Below are 15,639 nucleotides of genomic sequence, written 5' to 3' on the forward strand. Positions count from 1 at the left end.
GTCAGGCTGCGACCAGCACTTTCAGCTGCTTGAGGCTTTGCGCCACGCTCTTTCCGCTGGTGTCCAGCACATGGTCGGCCTTGGAATAAAAGGCCGATCGGCCGTCCAGAATCCGGCGCAAATCATCCATGGCCTCGGGATTGGCCGCCATGGGCCGCGTGTCGCCCTGGGCCACGACACGGCTCATATGCTCATCGGGCTGGGCCTGCAACCAGACCGTGGTGCAGTGGCTGAGCAACTCGTTGAAGGTCGCGGGGTCCGAGACAATGCCTCCCGGCGTGGCAATCACCACGTCGCTGTAGATCTGCACGGCCTCTTCCAGTGCGCGGCGCTCGTAACGACGATAGGCGCCAGCTCCATAGAGGTCATAAATCTCGCGCACGCTGCAACCGGCCACTCGCTCGATCTCCTGGTTCAGCTCGAGAAACGGCACATTCAGCTGCTCTGCCAGCATACGCCCCAGCGTGGACTTGCCCGCGCCACGCAGGCCTATCAGGGCAATGCGCGAAGCCCGGTGCGGATCGCCCATGGGCGCCGTTCCCAGAATCTCTCCGGCCGCCAGTCGCACGCGCTGCAAATCGGCCTCGCTGCGGCCTTCCAGCAATTCGCGCAGCAACAGCCATTCGGCACTGGCCGTCGTCACATCGCCCAGCAGCTCGGCCATGCTGCACTGAAGTGCATGCGCGATCTGCTGCAGCACCAGGATGGAGACATTGCCCGTGCCGTATTCGAGATTGGCCAGATGGCGCTCGGACACCACGGCCGCCGAAGCCAGCCCGCGGCGCGTGAGACCGCGACGCGCACGCAGATTGCGCACCCTCTCGCCCAAGGCCTGCAGCAGCGGGCTTTTGCCCGCTTCATCCCCTTCCGCAACCGACGCGGATGCCATGTCTAACTGATCCATAAAGCTCCTCAGAGGCCGTGAATGATAAACAGTCGGGGTTAACGCGAATCATGCAATATATTGCTTGACACTGCATTGTCTCGTATTTATCTTTTGATTGCACGCACAATATTGCATGTTTCATCAAGGATTTGATGCTGATCAGAACAGCACTTCAGGAGACCCCCATGACCGAGTTACTGGCCAACCATGTGGCTGGCCGCTGGCAAACCGGCAGCGGCCCGGGCAGTTTGTTACGCGACCCGGTACTGGGAGCAGAGCTGGTGCGTGTCGATGCCACAGGGCTTGATCTGGGCGCCGCCTTTGTCTTCGCACGCGATACTGGCGGCAAGGCGCTGCGCGCGCTGAGCTATGCGGAGCGCGCCAGACTGCTGGCCGATATCGCGACCCTGCTGCAAAGCCGGCGCGATGCGTATTACGAGATTTCCACCTCCAACAGCGGCACCGTCAGAAACGATACCGCCGTCGATGTGGATGGCGGCATCTACACCCTGAATCAATACGCCAGATGGGGCGCGGCGCTCGGCGATGCGAAGCATCTGAGCGACGGCGAAGCCGTGGCGCTGGCCAAGGACGGCGCTTTTCTGTCCCGGCATATCCAGGTCCCGACACGCGGCGTGGCGCTGTTCATCAACGCCTTCAACTTCCCTGCCTGGGGGCTGTGGGAAAAAGCGGCTGCGGCCCTGCTCTCGGGCGTGCCCGTCATCGTCAAGCCGGCCACGGCCACCGCCTGGCTGACCCAGCGCATGGTCAGGGATGTGATCGATGCCGGCATATTGCCGCCGGGGGCGCTGTCCGTCATCTGCGGCAGTGCCGCCGGATTGCTCGATCAGCTGCAGCCCATGGATGTGGTCTCGTTCACAGGGTCTGCGGAGACGGCTGCGACCATACGCTCTCACGCGGCCATCAGCCGCCATTCGGTGCGCAGCAATATCGAGGCCGACAGCGTGAACTGCGCGCTGCTGCTGCCCGGCCATGGCCCGGACAGCGAAGCTGCCGCCTTGCTGGCGCGTGAAGTGGTGCGCGAAATGACGGTCAAATCCGGCCAGAAATGCACGGCCATACGCCGCGTGCTGGTACCGCAAGCTCTGTACGACGGTGTGGCCCAGGCCATCGGTGCACAACTGGCCAAAATCACCGTAGGCAACCCGCGCAACGACGCTGTGCGCATGGGATCTCTGGTCAACCGCGAGCAGTACGACAGCGTGCAGCAGGGCCTGGGCCGGTTGCTGGAGCACACCACGGCCCTGCATGACGGCCGGCGCAATGCGCTGATCGATGCCGACCCGGCGATTGCCGCCTGCGCCCAGCCCGTGCTGCTGGGAACACAGGACCCCGATGGCAGTGCACTCGTGCATGACATGGAAGTCTTTGGCCCCGTGGCCACTCTCATGCCCTACCGTGACCTGGCACATGGCCTGGCACTTGCACATCGCGGACAGGGCTCGCTGGTCTGCTCGATCTATGGCGATGACGACAAGGCACTGGCCGCAGCCGCCACCGATCTCGCAGCCAGCCATGGCCGCGTGCATGTAGTAACCCCCGCTGTCGCCAGGCTGCATACCGGCCACGGCAATGTCATGCCCCAGTCCCTGCATGGCGGTCCGGGCCGCGCCGGCGGCGGCTCCGAACTCGGCGGCCTGCGGGCACTGGACTTCTATCATCGCAAAAGCGCCATACAAGCCGCACCACAGCTTCTGCAGGCGCTGGCCGAAACGACGGGAGCATGAGCCATGACCGACTTCACTCGGCCCTTCAACTTCGCCCAGCATCTGTTCGATCTCAACCAGCTGCGGGGAGACAAGAACGCCTACACCGATGACCAGGGCACGCTCAGCTATGCCCAGCTGCAGGAGCAGGCGCGCCGCCTGGCCCATGGCCTGCTCGCTGCCGGTATCCATCGCGAGGAGCGCGTGCTGCTGGTCATGCACGATATGCGCGAGTGGGTGATCTCGTTTCTCGGCTCCATGTACGCAGGCGTGGTGCCGGTGGCGGTGAATACCTTGCTCACGGCCGCCGACTATGCCTATATGCTCGAGCATTGCCGTGCTCAGGCGATCGTGACCAATGGCGCGCTGGTTGCCGTGGTGCAGCAGGCCCTGGAGCAGGCGCAGCATGAGGTCAACCATATCTGGGTCGCCAGACCCGATGAAGCACCGCAAGGCCTGCCGCCGGCCTTCGAGCCGCTGCAGCCCTGGCTGCAGCAGCAAACGCCGCTCGCTCATGCCGCCAGAACCATGGGCGACGACCCCGGCTTCTGGCTGTATTCCTCGGGCTCCACCGGCAAACCCAAGGGCGCGGTGCATACCCACGCCAACCCCTACTGGACGGCCGAGCTGTATGGCAAGCCGGTGCTGGGCCTGAGCGAAGACGATGTCTGCTTTTCCGCCGCCAAGCTTTACTTCGCCTACGGTCTTGGCAACGCCCTGACATTCCCCTTGAGCGTGGGCGCCAGTGTGGTGCTGATGGCCGAGCGCCCCACGCCGGAAGCCACCTTCAGGCGCTGGACCGAACACCAGCCCACGGTGTTTTTCGGCGCGCCGACGGGCTTTGCGGGCATGCTGGCTCACCCCGCCCTGCCTGCACGCGAGCAGGTCAGCCTGCGCATGTGCTCCTCGGCGGGCGAGGCCCTGCCGGCCGAGATTGCCCAGCGCTTCAAGGCCCGCTTCGGCGCCGATATCGTGGACGGCATCGGCTCCACCGAAATGCTGCACATCTTCATCTCCAACCGCCCGGACGACATACGCTATGGCAGCACGGGAAAGCCTGTACCAGGCTATGTGGTGGAGTTGCGCGGCGAGGACGGTCAGCCCGTGGCCGATGGCGAGATTGGCGACCTCTACATCAAGGGCCCGAGCGCCGCCCTGATGTACTGGGCCAACCGTGACAAGACACGCGACACCTTCCAGGGCGTCTGGCTCAAGAGCGGCGACAAATATGTGCGCGATGCAGACGGCTACTACACCTATGCAGGCCGCAGCGACGACATGCTCAAGGTCAGCGGCATCTATGTCTCGCCCTTCGAGGTCGAGTCCACGCTGCAGCAGCACCCTGCCGTACTGGAGGCGGCCGTGATCGGCGTGACCGACGAACAGGGCCTGACCAAGACCAAATCCTATGTGGTGTGCAAGCCCGGCCAGAGCGCCAGCGAGGCCGAACTCAAGGCCTTTGTGAAGAATCGGCTGGCCGCCTACAAATACCCGCGCTTCATTGAATTTGTCGATGAGCTGCCAAAGACCGCGACAGGAAAGATCCAGCGCTTTCGTTTGCGTGAGCTGGAATCCAAGCCGCGCTAATTGCTTATCGCAAGGTTGCAAGAAGCTATCAAAACAGTAGTCACAAACTAGGGCAATCGCTGGTGTTGCTTTAAACCTAAAGTTGTTAGAGTGCGCTCGTGCATCAGTGCCAACCCCAGCACCACAGCCAGTCATAACCGTTGATCTGAGAGTAAGCCGGCATTCGTCCATCAACCAGCAGGAGACAAGCATGAGCAAGCAATGGGCAATATGGAGCGCAATCGCACTGGCTGCCGCCGCAAGCGGCAGCAGCGCCATCGCGCAGGAGAAGATCAAGGTCGGCTTCATGCTGCCTTTCAGCGGCACTTATGCAGCCCTGGGCGTGGCGATCGAGAACGGCTTTCGCATGCAGGTAGCCGAGCAAGGCGGCAAGCTGGGCGGGCGCGAGATCGAATACTTCAAGGTCGACGATGAGTCAGATCCCGCCAAGGCAACGGACAACGTCAACCGCCTCATCAAGCGCGACAAGGTCGATGTGATCGTCGGCACCGTGCACTCCGGCGTGGCCATGGCCATGGCCAAGGCCGCCAAGGAAAGCGGCACCGTGCTCATCGTGCCCAATGCGGGAGCCGATGCAGTCACCGGCCCCATGTGCGCTCCCAATATCTTCCGCAGCTCCTTCTCCAACTGGCAGACAGCCTACCCCATGGGCGTGGTCGCAGCCAAGGAAGGCAAGAAAAATGCCATGACCCTGACCTGGAAGTACGCTGCCGGTGAAGAGGCCGTCAACGGCTTCAAGGAAGGCTTCGAGAAAAGCGGCGGCAAGGTCAGCAAGCAGCTGACGCTGCCGTTTCCCAACGTCGAATTCCAGGCTCTGCTGACCGAGATCGCTGCGGCCAAGCCCGATGCCGTGTTCTCCTTCTTCGCGGGCGCAGGTGCCGTGAAATTCGTCAAGGACTATCACGCCTCGGGCCTGTCCAAAACCATTCCGCTCTACGGACCGGGCTTTCTGACCGACGGCACGCTGGACGCTCAGGGCGAGGCCGCCCAGGGCATGCTGACCACGCTGCACTATGCCGACGAACTGGGTACGGCGCGCGATCAGGCCTTCCGCACCAATTACGCCAAGAACTACAAGCTGCAGCCCGATGTCTATGCCGTGCAAGGCTATGACGCCGCACAGATGCTGGCCGTGGGCCTGAAGGCGGCCGGCGGCGACATCGGCAAGAAAGACGTCTTCCGTACCGCCATCGAGAAAGCCACTATTGCCAGCCCGCGCGGCGACTTCACCTTGAGCAAGGCACACAATCCCGTGCAGGACATCTATCTGCGCAAGGTTGACGGCAAGGAGAACAAGAAGATCAGCGTGGCAGTGAAGGCGCTGGCGGACCCGGCCCGCGGCTGCCGCATGTAATAGACGCGAGCCATACCGCCCTCGATACCTGGTTGCTCTGTCCTGCCGCACCTTCGGTGCCGCCTGCGACAGAGCACCTCGTCTCCAGCGCGAATCGACGATTCGCCGTGCTGTATGCCTCGCTTTGCAGCCTCCTGCTTCAACAAGGATTGCCGTGGATCTCGCCACTTTTCTGGTGCAGTGTCTGAACTCTGTTCAGTACGGACTGCTTCTGTTTCTGCTGGCCTCTGGCCTGACGCTGATCTTCGGCATCATGGGGGTGATCAACCTCGCCCATGGCAGCTTCTACATGATTGGTGCCTATGTGGCGTTCTCGCTCGCACCGTACCTGGGCCAGCATTTCATCATCATGCTGCTGGTCGGCGTGGTGCTGGCCGTGGTGCTGGGCTATTTGCTCGAATGGGCATTCTTCAGCTTTCTCTACGAACGCGATCACCTGCAGCAGGTGCTGATGACCTATGGCCTGATTCTGGTGTTTGAAGGCCTGCGCGCCATCCTCGTGGGCAACGATGTGCATGGTGTGGAAAAGCCGGCCTGGCTGGCCGGCAGCTTCCCTTTGATGGGCATGATGCAGTACCCCTGGTACAACGTGTTTGCAGCCGCTGCCTGCCTGCTGGTGGCGCTGCTGATGTACTACACCGTCAACCGCACGCGTCTGGGCATGATGATTCGTGCCGGTGCCAGCAACCGCGACATGGTGCGCGGCCTGGGCATCAACATCAAGCGCCTGTACCGCATCGTCTTTGCCGTGGGCGTCGCCCTGGCGGCCCTGGCCGGGATGATCGCGGCGCCCATGAGTTCGGTCTACCCCAATATGGGCTCCAGCGTGCTCATCATCTGCTTTGTGGTGGTGGTCATCGGCGGCATAGGCTCGATCACCGGCGCGCTGATTGCCTCGCTGCTGGTGGGCTTTGTGGATACCTTCGGCAAGGTGTTCTTTCAGGAGCTCAGCGGCATGAGCATCTATCTGCTCATGGCCGTGATCCTTGTATGGCGCCCGGAAGGCCTGATGGGCAAGAGATGATGAAGCTCCCCCTGAGTCGCTTCGCGCCTTCCCCCCTCGCTCGCCACGCGGGAGGGGGACAACACCTTCGCTGCGGGGCGGCCGGCCAGGCCCTTGCCCCATGTCCCCTGCTTGGCTCACGCCAGTTCTGCAAGCAGTGTCAAGGATCACTGATATGAGCGATACCTCCTATACGCCGCTGCCGCAATCCAATCAGGCCTATGCAGAAGCACCGGCCGTCACCAACCAGAGCCGCCCCATTCGCGCCAAAAGCGTGTGGGTAGCTGTGGTGCTGCCGCTGGCTGTTGCAGCGCTGCTGGCTGCCGCACAGCCCTTCTGGTCGGCCTATCTCTCCGATCTGGTGGTCAAGATCATGATCCTGTCCATCTTTGCGCTGAGCCTGCATATCCTGGTGGGCGGCGCAGGGCTGGTCAGCCTGGGCCATGCGGCCTACTTCGGGCTCGGTGCCTATGCTGCGGTGAAGGCCGCCGGCCAGGACGGCAGCAACTTTCTCGTCATGCTCGGCGCCGCCGTCGGTGTCTCGGGCCTGTATGCGCTGGTGGTGGGCGCCCTGAGTCTGCGCACCAAGGGCGTGTACTTCATCATGGTCACGCTGGCATTCGCTCAACTGGCTTTCTTTGTCGTGCACGACGTGGGCTATTTCGGCGGCAGCGACGGCATCTATCTGATGCAGCGCCCGGCCATAGGCGCACTGGACATGGAAAGCAGCAGCACGCAGTACTTCGTGGTACTGGCCGCGCTGGTGCTGGTCTATGCCTTCATCGCCATGCTGCGCCACTCCCGCTTCGGCCATGCGCTGGCCGGCATTCGCGTCAACGAGCAGCGCATGCGCGCTGCCGGCTTTGCCACCTACGGCTACAAGCTCGCCGGCTTTGTGATTGCCGGTGCGCTGGCGGGTCTGGCGGGCTTTCTGCTGGCCGCACGCGATGCCGTGGTCAACCCAGAGCTGCTGGCCTGGCACCACTCCGGCGAGGTACTGCTGATGCTGATTCTGGGTGGCGTGGGCTCGCTGCGCGGTGCCGTGCTGGGCACCATCACCTTTGTGCTGCTCAAGGAGCTGCTGAGCACACACGCCATCGTTGGCAATGCAGCAGACCACTGGCAGCTGACGTTGGGCATCGCCATCATCGCGCTGGTCGCGCTGCTGCCCAAGGGTCTGGTGGGCATCAACGACAAATGGCAGAAGAAGGCAGCAGCGCAGAATTCTCAGTCGGCAAGCGCTGGCCAGCAAGGAGCAGATCATGGCTGATGCAGACAATGCTCCCCAGATGTCGGTGCGCGGCCTGACGCGGCGCTTTGGCGGGCTGGTGGCCGTGAACAATGTGGACCTGGATCTGCACCAGGGCGAGGTCCATGCCGTCATCGGCACCAACGGCGCAGGCAAGTCCACGCTGATCAACATGCTCTCGGGCGAGATAGCGGCCAGCAGCGGCAGCATTGCGCTTGAAGGCCGGGACGTCACGCAGATGCCGCAGCCGCAGCGCGCCAAGGCCGGCATCGGGCGCAGCTATCAGCGCACCACCATCTTTCCCGAGTTCACGGTGCTGGAGAACTGTCGCCTCACGGCCCAGGCCCAGGCCCTACCAAGGCCCTGGCGCATCTGGGAATCGGCCCAGCATTGCGCAGCCAGCATGCAGCGGGCGCAATCTGCGCTGCAGCGCGCAGGTCTTGCCCAGCATGCCGAGCGCATCGCCGGCAGCCTCAGCCACGGCGCCAAGCGCCAGCTGGAGGTCGCCATGTGTCTGGCCACAGCACCGCGCGTGCTGCTGCTTGACGAACCTCTGGCAGGCATGGGCGCCGAAGAGACAGAACGCATGCTGGAGCTGCTGCAGGAGCTCAAATCCGCGCATGCCGTGCTGCTGGTGGAGCACGATATGGATGCCGTTTTCCGCATCGCCGATCGCATCACCGTCATGGTCAACGGCAGCGTGGTAGCCACGGGCACGCCCGATCAGATTCGCAACGACCCGGTCGTGCGCACCGCCTATCTGGGAGAAGAAGAACATGCTTGAAACAAGGCACCCCCTGAGCGGCTCTGTCGCTTCCCCCTCTCTCGCTGCGCGGGAGGGGGACGGCACCATCGCTGCGGGGCGGCCCTTGCTTGCTGCCTCTGGCACAGGCACGCGCCCACTTTCCGGGGCTTCGAACCATGCCATGTTCAGCCTGCAAGAGGTGCACAGCTTTTACGGCGACAGCCATATCCTGCACGGCATCTCGCTGGACCTTCCCCAGGGCCAGGCCGTGGGCCTGCTGGGCCGCAACGGCATGGGCAAGACCACGCTGATCCGTACGCTGATGGGCTATGTGGCGGCACGTTCGGGCCGGGTGTTTGCCGACGGCAAGGAGGTAACGAATTCCGCCCCCGAAAAAATGGCGCGTCTTGGCATTGGCTATGTCCCCGAAGGGCGCGGCGTATTCCCCAATCTCTCCGTCAAGGAAAACCTCTTGATGAGCGCCAGAGCCGGCCTGGACGGCAGCCGGGGCTGGACCTACGAGCGTGTGCTGGAAACCTTTCCACGCCTCAAGGAGCGACTGTCCAACGGCGGCGACCAACTCTCGGGCGGCGAGCAGCAGATGGTCTCCATCGGCCGCGCACTGATGACCAATCCGCGCCTCATGATTCTGGACGAGGCCACCGAAGGACTGGCTCCGCTGGTGGTGGCCGAAATCTGGCGCGTGATTGCACAGATTCGTGAAACCGGCATCTCCACGTTGATCGTGGACCGCGACTACAAAAAGGTGCTGGCCCATACCGATAAGGCCGTGGTGATGGAAAAAGGCCGGCTGGCCTTGCAGGCCGAGTCCGCTGATCTGTTGCGGCAACCGGAGAAGTTGTCGGTGTTGTTGGGAGTTTGACTGTCGTCTTGTTTTGATAGCTGTTCACGCCTGATAGATAGACCTCCTCTGTTTGATGTTTGGAGTGAAACTGGGTACCTGATTTATGGACAGAGGCCGGGACGAAACCCGGCCTATATCCTCAAAACAAAGCGGTCTCGCAAACCAAAAACCTACTACACCCCACCCAACGACGCCGCATCCAGTCGCACATTCTTCGCCGCCTCTGGCGGCAGGATCGCCATCGTCAGACTGCAATTGCAGGTCAGCTTGCCCTCTTCATCGCGCAGCTCCACCGCCCAGACATGCGTGGTGCGCCCCAGGTGCGTGGGCCGCGCCGTGGCGGTGATCCAGCTGCCCTTGCGGCCTGCTCGCACATGATTGGCAGTCACGCCCAGGCCCACGCAGCGGTAGCCTTCGGGAATGCTGCAGGCCGCGGCCATCGACCCCAGCGTCTCGGCCAGCACCACGCTGACACCACCGTGCAAAATGCCATAGGGCTGGCAGGTGCGTTCATCCACATGGATGCGTGCGCGCACATAGTCGTCGCCGTATTCGGTGAACTCAATGCCCAGGTGGGAAATTGCAGTGTTTGCGCTGCCTGCGTTCAGCGCTTTCAGATCGAGCTCTCGGGTCCAGATCGCCATACCAGTCCTTGTGGTGCATGAAAAAAGGACGCTCTTTGCAGAGCGTCCTTCGATGCTAAGGACTTGGAGCAGCAGACGCCAGCACCAAGCGGACTAGCTCGCGGTGGTCAGCCCACCCACACCCCGAGTCAGAGACACCAAGCAAGGGCCTAGGCGGCCCCACCGCCCCGCAGCGAGGGTGTCGTCCCCCTGGGGGAAGCCGCGGAGCCGCCCAGGTGCAGCGGCTCAGGGGGTAACTCAGCCCCGCATATCGCCCTTGTCCATGAAGCGCTGATGCCAGGACAGTGCCTCGGTCAGGATATGCGGCGTGTGCTGTGCACCCTGCTGGCGCGAGCGGTCGAAATAATCCTGCAGCTGGGCGCGGTAGTCCGGATGGGCACACTTGTCGATGATGACTTGCGCACGCTGCTTGGGCGACAGGCCACGCAGATCGGCCAGACCCTGCTCGGTGACGATGATCTGGGTGTCATGCTCGGTGTGGTCCACATGCGAGCACATGGGCACGATGCAGCTGATCTTGCCGTCCTTGGCCACCGAAGGCGTGACGAAGAAGGACAGATAGCCGTTGCGAGCAAAGTCGCCCGAGCCGCCGATGCCGTTCATCATGCCTGTGCCCATGACGTGGGTGGAGTTGATGTTGCCGTAGATGTCGGCCTCGATCATCGAGTTCATGGCGATGATGCCCAGGCGGCGCACCAGCTCGGGGTGGTTCGAGATTTCCTGCGGGCGCAGGATGATGCGCTCGCGGTAGAAGTCGATGTTGTCCTCGAAGTCCTTGTAGGCCGCGGCAGACAGCGAGATGGAGGTGGCCGAGGCCTTGCTCATCTTGCCCGCGCGCAGCAGATCCAGCATGCCGTCCTGCAGCACTTCGGTAAAGCCCAGCAGGTTCTCGAACGGGCCGGTCAGCAAGCCTGCCAGCACGGCATTGGCCACATTGCCCACACCCGACTGGATGGGCAGCATTTCCTTTGGCAGACGGCCCATCTTCATCTCGTGGGCCAGGAAGTCGATGATGTAGCCGGCTATTTTCTGGGAGTTTTCGTCCGGTGTGGCAAACACATTGTCGCGGTCGCCCTTGTGGGTCTCGACCACGGCCACGACCTTGGCGGGGTCCACCTTCAGGTAGGCATCGCCGATGCGATCATCGGCATGCGTCATGTTGATGGGCATGCGGCGCGGCGGGATGGCCGTGCCGTAGTAGATGTCGTGCATGCCCTCCATCCGGGCGGGCGGCTTGGTGTTGACTTCCAGAATCACCTTGTCGGCGATCTCCAGCCAGGTCTTGTTGTTGCCCACGGCAGTCGACGGTATCAGCAGGCCGTCGGCGGTCACGCCCAGCACCTCGATCACGGCGATGTTCATATGGCCCAGAAAGCCGAACCAGGCATGCTGCGCCACATGGGACAGGTGCATGTCGATGAAGTCGATCTCACCCGAGTTCACGGCCTTGCGCGCGATGGGATCGGTGTTGAAGGGCAGGCGCTGACCCAGTGCATGGGCTTCGGCCATCACGCCGTCGCATTCGGCGGCGGTGGACGCGCCGGTCCAGACATTGATCTTGTAGGGCTTGCCCTGGGCATGCTCGGCCTTGGCACGGGCCGCTATGGCCTGTGGCAACGCCTTGGGATAACCGGCTCCGGTAAAGCCGCTCATGCCGACATTGACACCGTGGGGAATCAGGGCGGCGGCCTCTTCGGCCGTCATGACGCGCGAGAGGAATTCTGGGTAACGTACGCGATCTGCGATGGACATTGCATGCTCCAAACTCAGAGGCCTCGGCCCGGCACGCGAGCCTGACCGGCGCCAACGCGCTGGCATTCTTGCAGCTCATGCTCGGCGCTCAGGCTGGCACCTCCAAAAAAAACCGCCCGGGTAGGGCGGCATATCTCCAGAGAGAAATGTTACCAGCGCGGAACATTAACACCGGGATTCTCGGCAAAGGCCCCGCGCTGCTGTCAGGGGAATGTCCCCCCGATTACATGTTGGCACTCACTTGGCCTGTACCTTGGTTTCAGATTTGCGCTCGCCCATGGTCAGCAGCGCATACAGGATGATGGCGCCAAAGGTGGCGCAGCCGATGCCGCCCAGCGCGAATTCGCCGAACCTCAGCGTGAATTCTCCGGTGCCCAGGATCAGGGTGATGGCAGCCACGATCAGATTCTTGGTGTCGGAGAAGTCCACCTTGTTGTCCACCCAGATCTTGGCACCGGCAATGGCGATCAGGCCGAACACCACGATGGAGACACCGCCCATCACGGGCAGGGGAATGGCCTGGATCAGCGCACCGAACTTGGGCGAGAAGCCCAGCAGCACGGCCAGCAGGGCCGCCACAAAGAACACGGCCGTGGAGTAGATGCGGGTCGCCGCCATCACGCCGATGTTTTCGGCATAGGTGGTCACGCCCGTGCCGCCGGCTGCGCCGGAGACCATGGTGGCCACGCCGTCACCGATGAAGGCACGGCCCATGTACTGGTCCAGGTTCTTGCCCGTCATGGCGGTCACGGCCTTGATATGGCCCAGGTTCTCGGCCACCAGGATGATGACCACGGGCACGATCAGCAGCATGGCATTGCTGGTGAACACCGGCGCATGGAAGCTGGGAATGCCGAACCAGGCGGCATTGAGCACTCCGCTCAGGTCCACCGGCTTGCCCCAGCCCAGGCCGTTGGTGAAGACGGCGTAGAGCACGCTGGCAATGATCAGGCCGATCAGAATCAGCAGGCGCTGCAGCATGCCGCGCGTGAACACGGCCACCAGCGCCACGGACACAAAGGTCAGCGCCTGCATCCAGGACTCGAAGTTGTTGGACGCCATGTTCTTGATGGGAATCGAGGCCAGGTTCAGGCCGATGATGGCCACCACGGCGCCCGTCACCACGGGCGGCATGAAGCGTTCGATCCAGGCCGTGCCCACCATCTGCACCAGCAGGCCGACCAGCATGTAGACAAAGCCGCAGGCAATGATGCCGCCCAGCGCCACGCCGATATTGGCGTTGGCTGGGCCCTGGCTGGCCACGTAGCCGGTGGCGATGTTGACCACGCCGATGAAGGCAAAGGAAGAGCCCAGATAGCTGGGCACCTTGCCGCCGGTGATGAGAAAGAAGATCAGCGTGCCGATGCCGCTCATCAACACCGCCAGATTGGGATCGAACCCCATGAGGATGGGAGCCAGCACGGTGGAGCCGAACATGGCGATCACGTGCTGGATACCCATCAAACCGGTCTGCGTCCAGGGCAGTCGCTCATCGGGGCCGATGACGCCACCGCCCTGCAAGACATCGGACGATCGCTCCGTCCATTGAAACATTCCCATCCCATCGCTCCTTGGAGATATCAAAAACGGAGCAGATTATGGCAAGCAGTGCTTGCCCGCTGGGGTCGTGCAAGCACTGGTAAACCAGGGACTGTGGTCTCTTGCACACGCGGGAAAACGGCGGCAGAACGTCAGACTATCAAATACATAGCTTTCAGCGCCAACCCATCAATGATTTCATTGATAAATAGATATGAAGTGATTGATCAGCAAGCGCAAGAAGCTATCAAATTCATTGCTTCTGCTGCAGCGCACGCGCAATGCGATCGCGCTTGACCGTAGGCTTGGGCACCTTGAACGGGAACCACATGCGCACATCCTCCTCCAGCGCTATGCCGTGCATGAAGTTGTAGATGGCCTTCTTGAGCGCCGCGCCCAGTGCATCGTGATCGACGCCCGTGGGGTCGATGAAGGGACGGTCGTTCTTGGCGAAGTTGCCCTCGGGCAGCGGCGGCAGCTCGATGCCGTATTCCTCGGGGTTGAGGCCCACGGGCGAGTGCACGGTGCAGCTGAAGCGGTGAAAGAAGCCGCTTTGGATACAGCCGTTGAGGAACAACTGGCGCACATACTCGAGCGCGTCCACCGTGTCCTGCACGGTCTGCGTCGGAAAGCCGTACATCAGATAGGCATGGACCAGGATGCCGGCCTCCGAGAACGCCTTGGTCACGCGTGCCACCTGGTCCACGGTCACGCCTTTTTTCATCAGCGCCAGCAGCCGGTCGGACGCTACTTCCAGACCGCCGGAGATGGCGATGCAGCCGCTGTCGGCCATCAGCTCGGCCAGCTCGGGCGTGAAGGTCTTCTCAAAGCGCACATTGCCCCACCAGGAGATGCCGGCGTTGCGCGCAATCAGCTCCTGCGACAGCGCCTTGAGCGCCTTGGGCGGCGCGGCCTCGTCGACAAAGTGAAAACCGGTCTGGCCGGTCTCGGCGACGATGGCCTCGATGCGGTCGGCCAGCACGGCGGCGCTGGCGCCCTCGTAGCGACCGATATAGTCCAGGCTCACATCGCAGAAGCTGCACTTCTTCCAGTAGCAGCCATGGGCCACGGTAAGCTTGTTCCAGCGCCCGTCGCTCCAGAGCCGGTGCATGGGGTTGAGCATGTCCAGCAGCGACAGGTATCGGTCCAGCGGCAGGCCGTCCCAGGTGGGCGTTCCGACCTCGGCAAACGCGATATCGGACTCCATCATGTTCACATACTGCACCTTGCCATCGTCGCCGCGCACAAAGCTGCGCACCAGGCGCGATCTGCCGCGCTCGCCGCGCAGATGCTCGAGCAGCGCCAGCAGCGGGCGTTCGCCCGCATCCAGCGTCACGAAATCGAAGTAGTCGAACACGCGCGGCTCAGCCAGCTCGCGCAGCTCGGTGTTGACAAAGCCGCCGCCCAGCACGGTGGCGATCTGCGGGAAGCGCCGCTTGATGGTCTGGGCAATGCGAAACGCCGCATAGGCCGAGCCCGGAAAGGGCACGGACAGCAGCACCACCGTGGGCTGGTGGCGCTCCACGGCCTCCAGCGTCAGGCGCTCCAGCACTTCGTCCACCAGATTCGGCTCTGCCGCCAGTGCGCTGGCCAGCGGATCGAAGCTGGGCTGGCTGCCGGCCAGCGATTCGGCATAGCGCACGAACTCGAAGCGCTCGTCCACGGCATCGCGCAGCACATCGGCCAGATCGTTGAGGTACAGCGTGGCCAGATGCTTGGCCTTGTCCTGCAGGCCTAAAGCGCCGAAAGCCCAGCCCAGCGGATCGCCGCCTTCCTCGTCCTCATACACATCGAGCGTGGCAAAGCGCGGGCCTTCGGGCAGAAAGTGGCGCCCCACGATGCGATGGGCAAGCGTGGAGTCTCGCCCCTGCAAAAACGCAATCGTGGGCGCGATCGTGGCCAGATAGCGCTCCTGCTGCGCGACAAAGGACTGGACGGCAGGCGTGTGCTGCCTGGCAGGCAGACTCTGGATGCGCTCGGCCACTGCGCGCAGGCCATCGGGCGAGAGCAGCTGCAGCACCAGGGCCAGTGCCAGGTCTTCCTGCATGGCGGTGATGCCACGCGAGCGCAGAAAGCCGGTCAGATAGGCCGTGGAGGGGTAGGGAGTGTTGAGCTGCGTCATCGGCGGAATGACGGCCAGCACGCGGGTGGGCAAAGCGGACATGGGGTGCGGGTCGCCGGCATGCGCCGTTGACGGTGTAGACAGGCCCCGATTATCGGTTTGACCGCTCAGCTGTGCTCGTGTGCGCCCATACAGCCGACCGCGCTGCTGCACAGGTGACATCTGA

Annotated in this window: 12 protein-coding genes; 7 read left to right on the forward strand and 5 right to left on the reverse strand. The window is 62.9% G+C overall.

Annotation, left to right across the window (positions count from 1 at the left end; all coding sequences use genetic code 11):
• Position 1: 1 nt before the first annotated feature.
• Positions 2-904, reverse strand: a complete 903-nt coding sequence (locus Cth01_RS11745) for a helix-turn-helix transcriptional regulator (RefSeq protein ID WP_034351280.1) — start codon at positions 902-904, stop codon at positions 2-4.
• Between the two features lie 167 nt (positions 905-1,071).
• On the opposite strand from Cth01_RS11745, the gene Cth01_RS11750 reads away from it, so the two are divergent.
• The 7 genes from Cth01_RS11750 (at position 1,072) to Cth01_RS11780 (ending at position 9,434) form a co-directional block, all read left to right on the forward strand.
• On the forward strand, positions 1,072-2,634 hold the full coding sequence (locus Cth01_RS11750; RefSeq protein WP_045839290.1) for a 3,4-dehydroadipyl-CoA semialdehyde dehydrogenase: 1,563 nt from the start codon (positions 1,072-1,074) through the stop codon (positions 2,632-2,634).
• Positions 2,635-2,637: 3 nt separating this feature from the next.
• A complete protein-coding gene (locus Cth01_RS11755; RefSeq protein WP_045839291.1) occupies positions 2,638-4,200 on the forward strand; it encodes a benzoate-CoA ligase family protein in 1,563 nt (520 codons plus the stop codon).
• Between the two features lie 190 nt (positions 4,201-4,390).
• Positions 4,391-5,554: an ABC transporter substrate-binding protein gene (locus Cth01_RS11760; RefSeq protein WP_034351274.1), complete on the forward strand. Its 1,164-nt coding sequence runs from the start codon at positions 4,391-4,393 to the stop codon at positions 5,552-5,554.
• Positions 5,555-5,708: 154 nt separating this feature from the next.
• A complete protein-coding gene (locus Cth01_RS11765; RefSeq protein ID WP_045839292.1) occupies positions 5,709-6,578 on the forward strand; it encodes a branched-chain amino acid ABC transporter permease in 870 nt (289 codons plus the stop codon).
• A 154-nt stretch (positions 6,579-6,732) separates the two neighbouring features.
• Positions 6,733-7,827, forward strand: a complete 1,095-nt coding sequence (locus Cth01_RS11770) for a branched-chain amino acid ABC transporter permease (protein ID WP_045839293.1) — start codon at positions 6,733-6,735, stop codon at positions 7,825-7,827.
• Complete coding sequence (locus Cth01_RS11775; RefSeq protein ID WP_045839294.1) at positions 7,820-8,590, forward strand: ABC transporter ATP-binding protein; 771 nt, start codon at positions 7,820-7,822, stop codon at positions 8,588-8,590. Before Cth01_RS11770 ends, Cth01_RS11775 begins: the two co-directional genes overlap by 8 nt.
• 142 nt (positions 8,591-8,732) lie before the next feature.
• Positions 8,733-9,434, forward strand: coding sequence for an ABC transporter ATP-binding protein (locus tag Cth01_RS11780; RefSeq protein WP_045839295.1), 702 nt, complete (start codon positions 8,733-8,735; stop codon positions 9,432-9,434).
• A 155-nt stretch (positions 9,435-9,589) separates the two neighbouring features.
• Here the strand turns inward: Cth01_RS11780 and Cth01_RS11785 are convergent, their stop codons facing one another.
• The 4 genes from Cth01_RS11785 to Cth01_RS11800 all read right to left on the reverse strand — a co-directional run bounded on the left by Cth01_RS11785 (position 9,590) and on the right by Cth01_RS11800 (position 15,515).
• The gene (locus tag Cth01_RS11785) at positions 9,590-10,060 is read right to left on the reverse strand and encodes a PaaI family thioesterase (RefSeq protein ID WP_034389898.1); all 471 of its coding nucleotides are present in this window, start codon (positions 10,058-10,060) and stop codon (positions 9,590-9,592) included.
• Positions 10,061-10,297: 237 nt separating this feature from the next.
• Complete coding sequence (scpC, locus tag Cth01_RS11790; RefSeq protein ID WP_039049343.1) at positions 10,298-11,812, reverse strand: succinyl-CoA:acetate CoA-transferase ScpC; 1,515 nt, start codon at positions 11,810-11,812, stop codon at positions 10,298-10,300.
• 237 nt (positions 11,813-12,049) lie between these two features.
• Positions 12,050-13,372, reverse strand: coding sequence for a solute carrier family 23 protein (locus tag Cth01_RS11795; RefSeq protein WP_003069662.1), 1,323 nt, complete (start codon positions 13,370-13,372; stop codon positions 12,050-12,052).
• A 232-nt stretch (positions 13,373-13,604) separates the two neighbouring features.
• A complete protein-coding gene (locus tag Cth01_RS11800) occupies positions 13,605-15,515 on the reverse strand; it encodes a B12-binding domain-containing radical SAM protein (RefSeq protein WP_012836595.1) in 1,911 nt (636 codons plus the stop codon).
• Positions 15,516-15,639: the final 124 nt, after the last annotated feature.

The organism is Comamonas thiooxydans, from assembly GCF_000964545.1.
Classification (GTDB): Bacteria; Pseudomonadota; Gammaproteobacteria; order Burkholderiales; family Burkholderiaceae_C; genus Comamonas; species Comamonas thiooxydans.

Coding starts and splice junctions, on each gene's coding strand:
- Cth01_RS11785 (WP_034389898.1), bottom strand. CDS start 10,060: ATGGCGATCTGGACCCGAGAGCTCGATCTGAAAGCGCTGAACGCAGGC.
- Cth01_RS11775 (WP_045839294.1), top strand. CDS start 7,820: ATGGCTGATGCAGACAATGCTCCCCAGATGTCGGTGCGCGGCCTGACG.
- Cth01_RS11745 (WP_034351280.1), bottom strand. CDS start 904: ATGGATCAGTTAGACATGGCATCCGCGTCGGTTGCGGAAGGGGATGAA.
- Cth01_RS11770 (WP_045839293.1), top strand. CDS start 6,733: ATGAGCGATACCTCCTATACGCCGCTGCCGCAATCCAATCAGGCCTAT.
- Cth01_RS11760 (WP_034351274.1), top strand. CDS start 4,391: ATGAGCAAGCAATGGGCAATATGGAGCGCAATCGCACTGGCTGCCGCC.
- Cth01_RS11750 (WP_045839290.1), top strand. CDS start 1,072: ATGACCGAGTTACTGGCCAACCATGTGGCTGGCCGCTGGCAAACCGGC.
- Cth01_RS11755 (WP_045839291.1), top strand. CDS start 2,638: ATGACCGACTTCACTCGGCCCTTCAACTTCGCCCAGCATCTGTTCGAT.
- scpC (WP_039049343.1), bottom strand. CDS start 11,812: ATGTCCATCGCAGATCGCGTACGTTACCCAGAATTCCTCTCGCGCGTC.
- Cth01_RS11795 (WP_003069662.1), bottom strand. CDS start 13,372: ATGGGAATGTTTCAATGGACGGAGCGATCGTCCGATGTCTTGCAGGGC.
- Cth01_RS11780 (WP_045839295.1), top strand. CDS start 8,733: ATGTTCAGCCTGCAAGAGGTGCACAGCTTTTACGGCGACAGCCATATC.
- Cth01_RS11800 (WP_012836595.1), bottom strand. CDS start 15,515: ATGTCCGCTTTGCCCACCCGCGTGCTGGCCGTCATTCCGCCGATGACG.